Source organism: Nocardia sp. NPDC058176, from assembly GCF_042883805.1.
GTDB lineage: Bacteria > Actinomycetota > Actinomycetes > Mycobacteriales > Mycobacteriaceae > Nocardia.
Window position 1 is genome coordinate 43,614 of record NZ_JBHVVA010000009.1, and the last position, 12,309, is coordinate 55,922.

Consider the following 12,309-nt stretch of genomic DNA (forward strand, 5'->3'; position numbering starts at 1 on the left):
CCGTCGAAGTCATGAGCGCAGCACTGACCGCCGAACAGATCGCCTACCTGTCGACCCAGAAGCTGGGCCGCCTGGCCACCGTCCGCCCCGACGGCACACCCCAGAACAATCCCGTCGGCTTCCGCTACAACGCCGACCTCGGCACCATCGACATCGCGGGCTGGAAACTGGCCGCCTCCAAGAAGTTCCGCAATCTCGCGACCAACCCCCACGTCTCCTTCGTCGTCGACGACATCGCCTCGGTCCAACCCTGGCGCGTCCGCTGCGTCGAGATCCGCGGCACCGCGGAAGCTCTGACCGAGGTCGAGTCCTACATCTCCGAAAACCCCGACGCCCTCATCCGCATCCACCCCACCCGCATCATCGCCTTCGGCCTCACCCCGGAACCACCCCAGCTCTGAGCCGGCGACAGCGCGACGGCGAAGGCCCCGCGCTCGGGTGAGTGCGGGGCCTTCGTCGGAACAGGTCAGTCGTTGGCGTGCAGGGCGGCGTTGAGTTCGACGCCGGTGCCCTTGCGGTTGACCACCTCGACGGCGCCGGTGGTGGAGTTGCGGCGGAACAGGAGGTTGTTCTGGCCAGAGAGGGTCGAGGCCTTGACGACGGTGCCGTCGGGGGTCGTGACCTTGGTGCCCGCGGTGACGTAGAGGCCCGCTTCGATGACGCAGTCGTCGCCGAGGGAGATGCCGAGGCCGGAGTTGGCGCCGAGCAGGGAACGCTCGCCGACCGAGATGACCTGGGTGCCGCCGCCGGAGAGGGTGCCCATGATGGAGGCGCCGCCGCCGACATCGGAGCCGTCGCCGACCACGACGCCCGCCGAGATGCGGCCCTCGACCATCGAGTTGCCCAGGGTGCCCGCGTTGAAGTTGACGAAGCCCTCGTGCATGACGGTGGTCCCGGAGGCGAGGTGCGCGCCGAGACGGACCCGGTCGGCGTCGCCGATGCGCACACCGGAAGGCACCACGTAGTCGACCAGGCGGGGGAACTTGTCGATGCTGAGCACGGTCACCGGGCCGCGGGCGCGCAGCTTCAGGCGGGTCTGCTCGAAGCCCTCCACCGCGCACGGGCCGTGATTGGTCCACACGACATTGCTGAGCAGACCGAACTGGCCGTCCAGGCTCAGGCCGTGCGGCGGCACGAGGCGGCGCGAGAGCAGGTGCAGGCGCAGGTAGACGTCGTGCGCGTCGACGGGGGCGGCCGAGAGGTCTGCGATGGTGGTGCGCACCGCGATCACCTCAACCCCGCGCGCGGCGTCGACGCCGAGCAGCTCGGCGAACTCGGCGACCTCGCCCGCCTCGAGCCGCTTGGAGCCGGTCTCGGTGAACGCGCCCAGCTCCGGGCTCGGGTACCAGGTGTCGAGGACGGTCCCGTCCGCGGTCACGTTGGCGATACCGACTGCGCTTGCTCCCTGAATACTCACGGTCCTCATTTTGCCCGTTCCGCGCGCACTTGTGTGCGCCACCCCCTCAACGCGCGAAGGTGCGCGGGCAATCGCCCGCGCACCTTCGTGGTGTTGCCGGATCAGATCAGGGCTGGCCGGTCGCGAACGCGGTCAGCGCGTCCAGGAACTCCTGGCCACCCATCACGTAACCACCGATCACGGCACCGGCCGGAATGGTGATCAGCCACAGGAACGGGATGAACGCACCGATGACAGCGCCGATGACGATGCCGGGCATGTTCTTGTTGACCTGGTACATCAGCCGGTCGTAGGAGCTGATGTCCTTGGCCTCGGCGATGGCCGCGGCCTTCGCCGAATCCTGCGGGCTCATCGACGCGGCCAGCTGCACGGTGCGGCCGTCGGCGCTGATCTTCGGCTCCACCGAGATCGGCAGACCCGCGAGCTCCGAGCGCAGCGGGGTGGAGTCGACGGTGGCGCCGTCCTCGGTCTTGAGCGCGACGGCGGTGCCGTCCGCGGTGACCTCGAACCGGCCACTGTCCACAGCCCAGGTAATGGTCTTGTCAGCCGGGGAGACGGTGGTGTGGTAGTTGATGCCGCTCACCACACCCGAAGTCGCGCCCCCCGAAGCCACTACAGCAGGCTGCTCGGTCGCCACAGCGGGCTGACCGTTGGCGGTGGCAGCGGTAATCCCCACCGCGGCGACGGCCATGAAAACAGCAGTAGTGATCTTTCCGAACTTCATTCTTTGTGAATCCCTCCGTTTTTTCTGCCCCGGTGAGGGCAGCGCGCAAAACCTATCGAATGCCGAATTCGTTGCCGCGCACAGGGGTTCATTGTCATGAAGTCGCAATATTTGCTGGAGTGTGAATGGCGGCGGCGCATCGTACTACGCTCGAGATGTGACTCTCGATTTGCGCGCCGACCCCATTCAGCTGACCGCCGCCCTGGTCGATGTCCCCAGCGTGTCGCGGGACGAGGCCAAGATCGCGGACCTGGTCGAGCAGGCCCTGCGGGAGCAGACCACCGGCTTCGAGGTGCTGCGGCACGGCAATGTGGTGCTGGCCCGCACCCATCGCGGCCTGCCGACCCGGGTGATCCTGGCCGGTCACCTCGACACGGTGCCGATCGCCGACAATGTGCCGAGCAGGCCCGCCAGGGTCGAGGGCCAGGCGGTGCTGTTCGGTTGCGGCACCGTCGACATGAAGTCCGGCGACGCGGTATTCCTGCACCTGGCCGCCACCATCACCGACCCCGCGCACGATCTGACGCTGATCTTCTACGACGGTGAGGAGATCGCCGCCGAATTCAACGGCCTCGCCCACATCGAGCGCGACCTCCCGGAATGGCTCGAGGGCGACCTCGCCATCCTCGGCGAGCCCTCGGCGGGCTGGATCGAGGCCGGTTGCCAGGGCACCCTGCGGGTCCGGCTGACCACCGAGGGGGTGCGGGCGCACTCGGCCCGCGCCTGGCTGGGTGACAACGCCATCCACGCGCTGGCGCCGGTGCTGGCCCGCCTGACCGCCTACCACGCGCGCAAGGTCGACATCGACGGCTGCGTCTACCGCGAGGGACTCTCGGCCGTGCGCGTCTCCGGCGGCGTCGCGGGCAATGTGGTGCCCGATGTGGGCGAGGTGGATGTGAACTTCCGTTTCGCCCCCGATCGCACCGTCGAGCAGGCGATCGAGCACGTCCGCGAGGTCTTCGCCGGCCTCGACCTCACCTTCGAGGTCACCGACTCCTCACCCGGCGCCCTGCCCGGCCTGACCGCGCCCGCCGCGCGCACCCTCATCGACTCGGTCAACGCCCACGGGGGCGGCGGCGTGCGCGCCAAGTTCGGCTGGACCGACGTCTCCCGGTTCGCCGCCCGCGGCATTCCCGCCGTCAACTTCGGCCCCGGCGACCCCAACCTCGCCCACAAGCGCGACGAACACGTCCCGCTCGCCCAGATCAGCGCCGTGACGGCCATGCTGCGGACCTATCTGTCGCGCGGGTGAGATCGACAGCGACCGGCTGCCCGCCGGAACGGACCCAGTAGCGTGGGGGCCATGTCTACCGATTCCGCGGATGAGCAGGTTGGGAAGGTCAAGTCGGCACCGAAATTCCGGGGACCGGTGATGTTCCGGCGCAAGCGCAAGACCGGTGTCGGCACCGCGGACCGGAACCTGCTCGACACGCGGCAGGACAGCGATTGGGTGCACACCGATCCGTGGCGGGTGCTGCGGATCCAGGCCGAATTCGTCGAGGGCTTCGGTGCGCTGGCCGAGGTACCGCCCGCGGTGACGGTGTTCGGCTCGGCACGCACGCCACCCGATCACCCCGAGTACGCGGCCGCGCGCGCGATCGGCGCCGCGCTCAGCGGGGCGGGCTACGCCGTGATCACCGGCGGCGGACCCGGTGCGATGGAGGCCGCCAACCGCGGCTCCTCGGAGGCGGGCGGCTATTCGATCGGGCTCGGGATCGAGCTGCCGTTCGAACAGGGTCTCAACGACTGGGTCGACCTCGGCATCAACTTCCGGTACTTCTTCGTCCGCAAGACGATGTTCGTGAAGTACTCGCGCGCCTTCGTCTGCCTGCCCGGTGGCTTCGGCACCCTCGACGAACTGTTCGAGGCGCTCACCCTGGTGCAGACCCGCAAGATCACCCGCTTCCCGATCATCCTGTTCGGCACCGAGTACTGGTCGGGCCTGGTCACCTGGCTGCGCGAATCGATGGCGACCGCGGGCAAGATCTCGCCCGAGGACCTGGACCTGATCCAGGTCACCGACAGCGTCGAGGAGGTCGTGCGGATCATCCAGGGCGAATCGGGCGACAAGGGTGACATCGAACGGCTCGGCACCGAGGACGAGTGGTGAGCGCGCCCTACTCCGTCTGCGTCTATTGCTCGTCGAGCACCACCGACCCCGACCTGATCAGCCTGGCCGCCCGGGTCGGCACCGAGATCGCCCGGCGCGGTTGGCAACTGGTCTCCGGCGGCGGTCACGTGTCGATGATGGGCGCGGTCGCCACCGCGGCCCGCGCCGGTGGCGCGCACACCGTCGGCGTGATTCCCAAGCACCTGGTGCACCGCGAGGTCGCCGATGTGGATGCCGACGAACTGCTGGTCACCGACACCATGCGCCAGCGCAAACAGCTGATGGAGGCGCGCGCCGACGCCTTCCTCACCCTGCCCGGCGGCATCGGCACGCTCGAGGAGTTCTTCGAGACGTGGACCGGCGGCTACCTCGGCGAACACACCAAACCCGTGGTCGTCCTCGACGCCGACGGGTTCTACGACGGACTGTTTCGCTGGATCGACGGGATGTCCGAGCGCAGAATTGTGGCGCGGGAGGCGCGCGACCGGATCACCGTGGTCGCCGACCTGCCCGCCGCGTTCGCCGCGCTGCGACCGGCCGCGGCCACAGGGGTAGGAGAATCGACGTGAGCACTGACGCCCGCGACACGGTGCGCGTGACCGACCTGGCACGCGCGCTGCCGAGCATGGCCAAGGATGTCCCCGGCATGCTGCGCAACGCGCGCGGAATGCTGGTCGGCCCCAAGGACAAGGCCTCCATCGGCCTGTACTTCCAGCGGGTCGCCCACCGCAGGCCCGATCGTGTGTTCCTGCGGTTCGAGGGCCGTTCCTACACCTACCGCGCGGCCAACAGCGAGGTGAACCGGTACGCGGCAGTGCTTTCCGCGCGCGGGGTGAGCCGCGGTGACGTGGTCGGCGTGCTGATAACCAACCGGCCAGAGACCCTGTTCACCGTGCTCGCGGTGCTCAAGCTCGGCGCCACCGTCGGCCTGCTCAACTACAACCAGCGCGACGAGGTGCTCGCGCACAGTATCGGCCTGCTGAACGCGGTGCTGACCGTCGTCGGCGCGGAGTGCGCCGAGGCGCTGGACTCGCTGCCCGAGCCCGCCGAGAACGTGCTCGCTGCCGAGGAACTGGCCGAAACCGCCCGTACCGCAACCGATGCCGATCCGGCGGTGTGCGCGCAGGTCACCGCGGGCGAGCGGGCGTTCCTGATCTTCACCTCCGGCACCACCGGCCTGCCCAAGGCCAGCGTGATGACCCATCACCGCTGGACCAAGAGCATGGCGGGCCTCGGTGGGCTCGGCGTCCGGCTGCACGGCGGCGACGGCATGTACTGCTGTCTGCCGCTGTATCACAACAACGCGCTCACGGTCGCGCTGTCGTCGGTGCTCGCCGGCGAGGCCACCTACGTGCTCTCGCGCAAGTTCTCCGCCTCGGGCTTCTGGGACGAGATCGCCCGCGAGCGCGCGACCGCGTTCATCTACATCGGCGAACTGTGCCGGTACCTGCTCAACCAGCCGGTGGGGCCCGCCGAGCAGGACAACCGGATCCGGCTCGTCGTCGGCAACGGTTTGCGCCCTGAACTGTGGGACGAGTTCCGTCGCCGGTTCCGGATCGGGCGGGTCGTCGAGTTCTACGGGTCGAGCGAGGCGCCGCTGGCCTTCGTCAACGCGTTCGGCCTCGACCGCACCGCCGGACTGTGCCCGCTGCCCTATGCCGTCGTCGAATACGACGACGAGACCGGCAAGGCCAAGCGCGGGCCCGACGGCAAGCTGCGCCGGGTCTCGCGCGGCGGGGTCGGGCTGCTGCTGGCGAAAGTGAACGACCGGCAGCCCTTCGACGGCTACACCGACAAGCGCGCCTCGGAATCGAAACTCGTCCGCGACGGCTTCAAGTCCGGCGACAGCTGGTTCGACACCGGCGACCTCGTGCGCGATCAGCACTTCTGGCACATCGCCTTCGTCGACCGGCTCGGTGACACCTTCCGCTGGAAGGGCGAGAACGTGGCGACCACCGAGGTCGAGGGCGCGCTCGGGCACGATCCGGGCATCGAGCAGGCCGTCGTCTACGGCGTCGACATCCCCGGCACCGACGGCAAGGCGGGCATGGCCGCGATCACCCTGCATCCCGATACCGAGTTCGACGGCAAGGCGCTGGCCGCGACCGTCTACGAGCGGCTGCCGCTGTACGCGATCCCGCTGTTCGTGCGGGTGGTCGGCGAGCTGGAACAGACCTCCACGTTCAAGAGCCGGAAGGTGGAACTGCGCAAGCAGGGCTACGCGCCCGATGCCGAGGGCGAGCTGTACGTGCTGTCCGGTCCGTCGAACGGCTATGTTCCCGCCTACGACGACTACGCCGCCGACGTCGCCAACGGTAAGGCCCCGAGATAGTGCTGCCCACCTTCTGCGGGCGCCCGGTCGCCACCGACCGGGCGCTGGTGATGGCCATCGTCAACCGCACGCCCGACTCCTTCTACGACCGCGGCGCCACCTTCAGTGACGAAGCCGCGATGGAACGGGTCGCGCGCGCGGTCGACGAGGGCGCGGATCTGGTCGACATCGGCGGGGTGAAGGCCGGGCCCGGCGCCACCGTGGACGCGGCCGAGGAAACGCAGCGGGTGGTGCCGTTCGTCGCGGCGATCCGGACGAAGTATCCCGAGCTGTTGATCAGTGTGGACACCTGGCGCGGCGATGTCGCCCGCGCGGCCGTCGCGGCGGGCGCCGACCTGATCAACGACACCTGGGCAGGCGCCGATCCCGATCTGGTGCACGTGGCCGCCGAGACCGGCGCCGGGATCGTCTGCAGCCACACCGGCGGCGCCGTTCCGCGCACCAGGCCGCACCGGGTGCGCTACACCGACGTGGTGGCCGAGGTGACCGCGACGGTGGTCGCCGCGGCCGAAAATGCTGCGGCGGCCGGGGTGCGCCGGGACGGGATAGTGATAGATCCCACCCATGATTTCGGAAAAAACACCTATCACGGGCTCGAGTTGTTGCGCGGAATCGACGGTCTTGTAAAAACCGGATGGCCAGTACTGATGGCACTGAGTAACAAGGATTTTATCGGGGAGACTCTAGGTGTAGGTCTCACCGAAAGGGTCGAGGGCACACTGGCGGCAACCGCATGGGCGGCCGCCGCGGGCGCTCGGCTCTTCCGGGTTCACGAAGTCGCCGAAACCCGGCGGGTCGTGGACATGATCGCCGCGATCCAGGGCATCCGGCCCCCCGCACGAACTCTGCGAGGTCTGGCATGAAAATCCAACACCGCGAGCCCGCCTGGGCCACTACCCACACCTGGGACACCCCGGACTGGGCGGTGCGTGAACTCGTCGCCGCCAAGGCAGGCCGCACCGTCTCGGTGGTGCTGCCCGCACTGAACGAGGAAGAGACCGTCGCCGCCGTGGTGGCCAGTATCCGGCCGCTGCTCGGCACGCTCGTCGACGAACTGATCGTGCTCGACTCCGGCTCCACCGACGCCACCGCCGAACGGGCACGCGCCGCCGGTGCCGAGGTGATCACCCGCGAGGAAGCCGTCCCCGAACTCGAACCGCTGCCCGGCAAGGGCGAGGTGCTGTGGCGCTCGCTGGCCTGCACCACCGGTGATCTCATCGCCTTCGTCGACTCCGACCTGATCGACCCCGATCCGGCCTTCGTGCCCAAGCTGCTCGGCCCGCTGCTGACCACACCCGGCACGCACCTGTCGAAGGCCTACTACCGGCGCCCGCTGCGCCAGGGCGAGTCCGTCGACGCCAACGGCGGCGGCCGGGTCACCGAGCTCGTCGCCCGGCCCCTGCTGGCCGCCCTGCGCCCCGAACTGGCCCAGGTCCTGCAGCCGCTCGGCGGTGAGTACGCGGGCAGCCGCGAACTGCTGACCTCCGTTCCCTTCGCGCCCGGCTACGGCGTGGAGATCGGCCTGCTGCTCGACACCTACGACCAGCTGGGCATGGACGCCATCACCCAGGTCAACCTGGGCGTGCGCACCCACCGCAATCGCCCGCTGTCCGATCTGGGCGTGATGAGCCGCCAGATCCTCGGCACGGCCCTGCGCCGCAGCGGGGTCGCCGACTCCGGTGCGGCGCTGACCCAGTTCCCGATGATCGGCGGCGAGTTCATCGCTCACTCCACCGAGGTCTCTCTCGAAGACCGTCCGCCGATGAAGACCCTGCGTCCCGAACAGGTCGCGGCGTAACCGAGCCCCGCGACGGGTGCCCGCCGGTACCGGTGGGCACCCGTCGTCGTATTCCCCAGTAGCGCAACACTGTTCGGGCACTCCAGCACCGTGGAGTCGGATATGGTGTGCGCAGTTGCCGGAATGTCGCCAGTGGGGGATCAGTGGAAAACGTTCGACCGACCGTGTACGCCGAGCTGAAACCTCGATGGCGCAAGCGATTCGAGTTCTTCGACGCGCACGGTGCGCCCGCGAGCCGGGAGTTCCAGAACGCGATGCGGCAGAAGCCGTTCGTGGAGCGGATGTTCTGGAACTACAACGTGCTCGCGTTCCTCTTCGGTCCGATCTACTTCCTCGTCCTCGGGATGTGGCGCAAGGCGCTGACGATGCTGGCCCTCGCCACCGCCGTGATCCTGCTGCTCAACGTGGTGGATTTCGCGATGCGCGACGGCGAGATCCCCGACTTCGTCTGGCGCGTGGTCCCGCTGTTCCTCGCGGGCATCTACGCGGCCTCCGCCGACTACGCGTACTACCTGCACGTGGTGCGCCGCTCGCCGAGCTGGAACCCGTTCGAGGGGATCTTCCGCGCCTGAGCCCGCGCGCGGTTCAGCGGGCGTGGATCGGCCCGGTCAGCGCCGAAAGCGCACGCGCCGAGGACTTTCCGCGCTCGGCGAGGATCTGGGCCAGGATCGAGATCGCCGTCTCCTCCGGCGTGTGGGCGCCCAGGTCGAGGCCGAGCGGGCTGTGGACCCTGGCGATCTCGCTCGCGGACAGGCCCGCTTCGCGCAGCCGTCGGGTGCGGTCGGTGTGGGCCTTGCGCGAGCCCAGTGCGCCGAGAAAGCCGATCGAGGGTTGGCGCAGCGCGGAAACCAGCATCGGGACATCGAATTTCGGGTCATGGGTGAGGACGCAGACCACCGTGCGCTCGTCGACGCGGCCCGCGCGCTGCTCGGCCTCGAGATAGCGGTGCGGCCAGTCGACCACGACCGCGTCGGCGGCGGGGAAACGAGCCGGGGTGGTGAAGGTTTCGCGGGCGTCGACGACGGTGACGTGGTAGCCGAGCTGGGCCGCGGCGACGGTGAGGGCGCGGGTGTAGTCGTTGGCGCCCGCCAGGATCATCCGGGCGGGGGAGCGGAAGACCTGGACGAAGGTGCGGGGGCGGGTCGCGGCGACCGGCGTACAGTCCTGGGCTCCGATGAGCCCGCTGTGGCCCGCGGCCAGCAGGGCGGCGGCATCCTGGTCCAGTTCACGCCACGGCGCGCTGTGGCCGGGATACAGGAGTTTCCGGTCGGGCGTGGATTCCAGGGTGGTGGCGTAGGCGACCGGGCGGTACGAGGTGAGCGCGGCGGCCAGCTCGCGCAGGCGGGGCAGATCGGTGTGGTCGAGGCGTTCGACGAAGACCTCGATCTCGCCGCCGCAGGGCAGGCCGACCGCGAGTTCGTCGGCCGCGGCGAAACGCTCCAGGCTCGATCGGCCGTCGAGCAGCACCTGGGCGGCGGTGGTGAGGACCGCCGATTCGACGCAGCCGCCCGACAGCGAGCCGATGATCCGGCCGTCGGTGCCCACCGCCATGGCGGCGCCGGTGTCGCGGGGACTCGCGCCGGTCCGGTCGACGATCCTGGCCAGCGCCACCGGTTGATCGGTGAGTAGATCGAGCACCTGCCCGAGTACATCGCGCATCGCGCACCGGCCTCTCCCCAGTCACCGTCGAGGCGTTGTGACTGTCCTGACCAGCCTAGCTATCGCCGAGCATGCGCGCGCGCCGAGCGCGGGTCAGTCGAGGATCTCGCGCTGCAGCAGCCCCGCGGACACCGTGCCGTCGCGGAAGAAGTCGCGGAAGATCGCGGCCGCGTGGTCGGCGGTGAAGACCTCTTCGGGGTAGACGTAGGTGTCGTCGTCGCCGTGCGGCAGGTACACCGTCGGCAGGCCGAGGCGGTGGCCGGGGAACCCGAGGGTGAAGCGCCGGGTGACGTGATCGACCGTCGTGCGCAGCTGCAGGGTCATCGCGTCGGCCGAACCGGCGCACTGCAGGGCGAGATCGCCACGGGCCGCGCTCACCGCCGTGGTGACCTCGGTGGCGGGCATCGGCTCGGGGAGCACGGTCAGATCGAGCGCGTAGCGCTGGTGGCCGTCCATGCGGCGTAAGGGGCGTAGGAAGCTGTCCACGTCCTCGTGCGGGCCGATGAAGACCTTCAACCGGTCGCTGTAGGTGACCCGATGAGTGGCGAGGATGACCTCGCCCGCGGTCGGTTCGGTATCGAACGAGGGAACGGTCCGTGGATCCGGTGTACCTGCCGCGCGGACGGGCAGGACCCGGCACGCGCTGGCCTCGGGAGACGAGGACATCTGAAGCTCACCTACTCACACTCGGTTACTCGCTAGCAATCTAACCATCGCGGGCGACTTGTGATCCATAACAATAGCGTGATGGAGATCACAAAGTGTGGTTAGTTTAGATCAGACTATGGACGAACGCGGGTCGTAGCCAACCGCGAGTCGGTTTCGTGGCGATAGACCGGGGTGAGCAAGTCCGCGTCGATCGGTTCGCCGGTGGTCCGGTCGTATCGCACGGCGATGAGAACCGAGAACAAATGCGTGCTCGCCCGCTCGTGCAGGGTGGCGAGCCGGGTGGCCAGCAACCGGATCGCACCCAGCGAGCCCGGCGGGTGCAGGCCGTCGATCACCATGACGCTGCCACGCCGGTCGGGTCGGGGCAGGCGGGCCAGGTAGGCGATGTCGTGCGGTTCGGCGCCGCCGGGCCGGTAGACCCGGCGCGCGGCCCGGTCCTCGATCCCGCGGCGGGTGTCGCCCGCCCTGGTGACGGTCCGGCGCAGGCGCGGATCGGCCACCACGAGCTGGCGCAGGCTCGGCGAGAGCTCGGGGCCGCCCAGGATCACCAGACCGTCGCGATTGAGGTCGACCGGCCTGCCGGGCAGGAAGGTCTCCACGGTGGCGGCGAAGCCCAGCTGACGCAGCAGCTCGGCCAGGCGCTCGGCCGCCGCGGGGTCGGGTGCGCCGAGCAGCCTGCCCGCGCGGACCTCGGGGGCGAGGACGGTCAGCGAACCGTGCCCGAAGAACAGCCCCTCGGGGACGGGTCCCTGGGTGCTCACCTGGTGGATGCGCGCGCGGGACAGTCCCGCCGCGGCGCCGATCCGGGCGAACGTCCAGCCGTCGGCATGGAGTTCGCGGATCACGGCGCGCCTGATCCGGGTGAGTTCGTTGATGGTCTGCTGAGCAGCCGCCACCCCGTCGGTGGCCGCCTTGAGTCTCTCGACCTTGTCTTCGATCGCGAATACTCGTGCCACGTCATCGGCCGACATGTGCGAAGTCTAGACAGCTCGACAGCGTTCCGTGTCTATAACGCTTGACATCCAACTGTCTTGCGCCACAAGGGCTGTCATGCCCGGATTGTCGGCAATCACCATCGGGCGAGGTCGTCGCGCCATCTCGACGGTGCGCGATCATGTGGCAAATGACGACCGTGCGGTGTGTTCTGTGGTCAGGTCGCGTCGAAGTCGATCGGGGGGCGCTCGTTGCGGTCGAGCGGCTTCTGCAGCGAGGGCGTCGACGAGGTGTCCGGCATGCCACTGCTGGTGCCGAACAGTTGCTGCTTGTCCGGCACGGCGCTCTCGATGTCGCGCAGCACCGAATCGTCACCGCCGAGCAGATGCTTGGTCACCGCGGCGCGCGGGGTCATGCCGCGCAGCTCGTTCAGCTGGGCCAGCGGCTTGCGCAGATCGTCGAATTCCGGGCCGAGCTCCTGCTTCAGCTGGGTGGTCGCGCCGCTGGCGTAGTCGCGGACCTGACGCAGCGAATCGACAGTCCAGCGGACAGCGCCGGGCAGGCGCTCCGGGCCGAGGATCACGAGGGCGGCGACGAGCAGGATCATCATCTCGCTCCACCCGATGTTGCTGAACACGGATCCAGGCTACCCGGAACGCGCCGCCGC

At 69.2% G+C, this 12,309-nt stretch carries 14 protein-coding genes; 8 read left to right on the plus strand and 6 right to left on the minus strand.

What is annotated here, in order from left to right; translation table 11 throughout:
* Window positions 1-11: 11 nt before the first annotated feature.
* The gene (locus ACFVVM_RS30945) at window positions 12-401 is read left to right on the plus strand and encodes a PPOX class F420-dependent oxidoreductase (RefSeq protein ID WP_387625542.1); all 390 of its coding nucleotides are present in this window, start codon (window positions 12-14) and stop codon (window positions 399-401) included.
* Window positions 402-466: 65 nt separating this feature from the next.
* Here the strand turns inward: ACFVVM_RS30945 and dapD are convergent, their stop codons facing one another.
* Both dapD and ACFVVM_RS30955 read right to left on the minus strand, forming a co-directional pair.
* Entirely contained in the window at window positions 467-1,417 is a 951-nt protein-coding gene (dapD, locus tag ACFVVM_RS30950) for a 2,3,4,5-tetrahydropyridine-2,6-dicarboxylate N-succinyltransferase (protein WP_387625545.1), read from the minus strand.
* A 106-nt stretch (window positions 1,418-1,523) separates the two neighbouring features.
* Window positions 1,524-2,141: a hypothetical protein gene (locus tag ACFVVM_RS30955; RefSeq protein ID WP_387625547.1), complete on the minus strand. Its 618-nt coding sequence runs from the start codon at window positions 2,139-2,141 to the stop codon at window positions 1,524-1,526.
* Between the two features lie 157 nt (window positions 2,142-2,298).
* Between ACFVVM_RS30955 and dapE the strand changes: the two genes are divergently transcribed.
* From dapE to ACFVVM_RS30990, 7 genes are all read left to right on the plus strand, one after another.
* The gene (gene dapE / locus ACFVVM_RS30960; RefSeq protein ID WP_387625549.1) at window positions 2,299-3,393 is read left to right on the plus strand and encodes a succinyl-diaminopimelate desuccinylase; all 1,095 of its coding nucleotides are present in this window, start codon (window positions 2,299-2,301) and stop codon (window positions 3,391-3,393) included.
* Between the two features lie 51 nt (window positions 3,394-3,444).
* On the plus strand, window positions 3,445-4,251 hold the full coding sequence (locus ACFVVM_RS30965) for a TIGR00730 family Rossman fold protein (RefSeq protein WP_387625551.1): 807 nt from the start codon (window positions 3,445-3,447) through the stop codon (window positions 4,249-4,251).
* Window positions 4,245-4,820, plus strand: coding sequence for a TIGR00730 family Rossman fold protein (locus ACFVVM_RS30970; RefSeq protein ID WP_387625553.1), 576 nt, complete (start codon window positions 4,245-4,247; stop codon window positions 4,818-4,820). The genes ACFVVM_RS30965 and ACFVVM_RS30970 overlap by 7 nt, the downstream gene beginning before the upstream one ends.
* On the plus strand, window positions 4,817-6,583 hold the full coding sequence (locus tag ACFVVM_RS30975; RefSeq protein WP_387625555.1) for a long-chain-acyl-CoA synthetase: 1,767 nt from the start codon (window positions 4,817-4,819) through the stop codon (window positions 6,581-6,583). Before ACFVVM_RS30970 ends, ACFVVM_RS30975 begins: the two co-directional genes overlap by 4 nt.
* Window positions 6,580-7,446, plus strand: coding sequence for a dihydropteroate synthase (gene folP, locus ACFVVM_RS30980; protein ID WP_387625838.1), 867 nt, complete (start codon window positions 6,580-6,582; stop codon window positions 7,444-7,446). The genes ACFVVM_RS30975 and folP overlap by 4 nt, the downstream gene beginning before the upstream one ends.
* On the plus strand, window positions 7,443-8,381 hold the full coding sequence (locus ACFVVM_RS30985; RefSeq protein ID WP_387625557.1) for a glucosyl-3-phosphoglycerate synthase: 939 nt from the start codon (window positions 7,443-7,445) through the stop codon (window positions 8,379-8,381). Before folP ends, ACFVVM_RS30985 begins: the two co-directional genes overlap by 4 nt.
* 143 nt (window positions 8,382-8,524) lie before the next feature.
* Window positions 8,525-8,953 (plus strand): DUF2628 domain-containing protein, encoded by a 429-nt coding sequence (locus tag ACFVVM_RS30990; protein WP_387625559.1) that lies wholly within the window; start codon window positions 8,525-8,527, stop codon window positions 8,951-8,953.
* A 13-nt stretch (window positions 8,954-8,966) separates the two neighbouring features.
* Here ACFVVM_RS30990 and ACFVVM_RS30995 read toward each other — a convergent pair whose 3' ends face one another.
* The 4 genes from ACFVVM_RS30995 to tatB form a co-directional block, all read right to left on the minus strand.
* Window positions 8,967-10,040 carry an XdhC family protein gene (locus ACFVVM_RS30995; RefSeq protein ID WP_387625561.1) on the minus strand — a complete coding sequence of 358 codons (1,074 nt, stop codon included), beginning with the start codon at window positions 10,038-10,040 and terminating at the stop codon, window positions 8,967-8,969.
* A 93-nt stretch (window positions 10,041-10,133) separates the two neighbouring features.
* Window positions 10,134-10,706 (minus strand): hypothetical protein, encoded by a 573-nt coding sequence (locus tag ACFVVM_RS31000; protein ID WP_387625563.1) that lies wholly within the window; start codon window positions 10,704-10,706, stop codon window positions 10,134-10,136.
* Window positions 10,707-10,822: 116 nt separating this feature from the next.
* Entirely contained in the window at window positions 10,823-11,680 is an 858-nt protein-coding gene (locus ACFVVM_RS31005; protein ID WP_387625565.1) for a hypothetical protein, read from the minus strand.
* 179 nt (window positions 11,681-11,859) lie between these two features.
* Complete coding sequence (tatB, locus tag ACFVVM_RS31010) at window positions 11,860-12,279, minus strand: Sec-independent protein translocase protein TatB (RefSeq protein ID WP_387625567.1); 420 nt, start codon at window positions 12,277-12,279, stop codon at window positions 11,860-11,862.
* Between the last annotated feature and the right edge of the window lie 30 nt (window positions 12,280-12,309).

Excerpts from the sequence above, each read along its gene's own strand:
- ACFVVM_RS30945 (WP_387625542.1), top strand. The coding sequence starts at position 12 with ATGAGCGCAGCACTGACCGCCGAACAGATCGCCTACCTGTCGACCCAG.
- ACFVVM_RS31005 (WP_387625565.1), bottom strand. The coding sequence starts at position 11,680 with ATGTCGGCCGATGACGTGGCACGAGTATTCGCGATCGAAGACAAGGTC.
- ACFVVM_RS30995 (WP_387625561.1), bottom strand. The coding sequence starts at position 10,040 with ATGCGCGATGTACTCGGGCAGGTGCTCGATCTACTCACCGATCAACCG.
- ACFVVM_RS30965 (WP_387625551.1), top strand. The coding sequence starts at position 3,445 with ATGTCTACCGATTCCGCGGATGAGCAGGTTGGGAAGGTCAAGTCGGCA.
- ACFVVM_RS30955 (WP_387625547.1), bottom strand. The coding sequence starts at position 2,141 with ATGAAGTTCGGAAAGATCACTACTGCTGTTTTCATGGCCGTCGCCGCG.
- ACFVVM_RS30985 (WP_387625557.1), top strand. The coding sequence starts at position 7,443 with ATGAAAATCCAACACCGCGAGCCCGCCTGGGCCACTACCCACACCTGG.
- ACFVVM_RS31000 (WP_387625563.1), bottom strand. The coding sequence starts at position 10,706 with ATGTCCTCGTCTCCCGAGGCCAGCGCGTGCCGGGTCCTGCCCGTCCGC.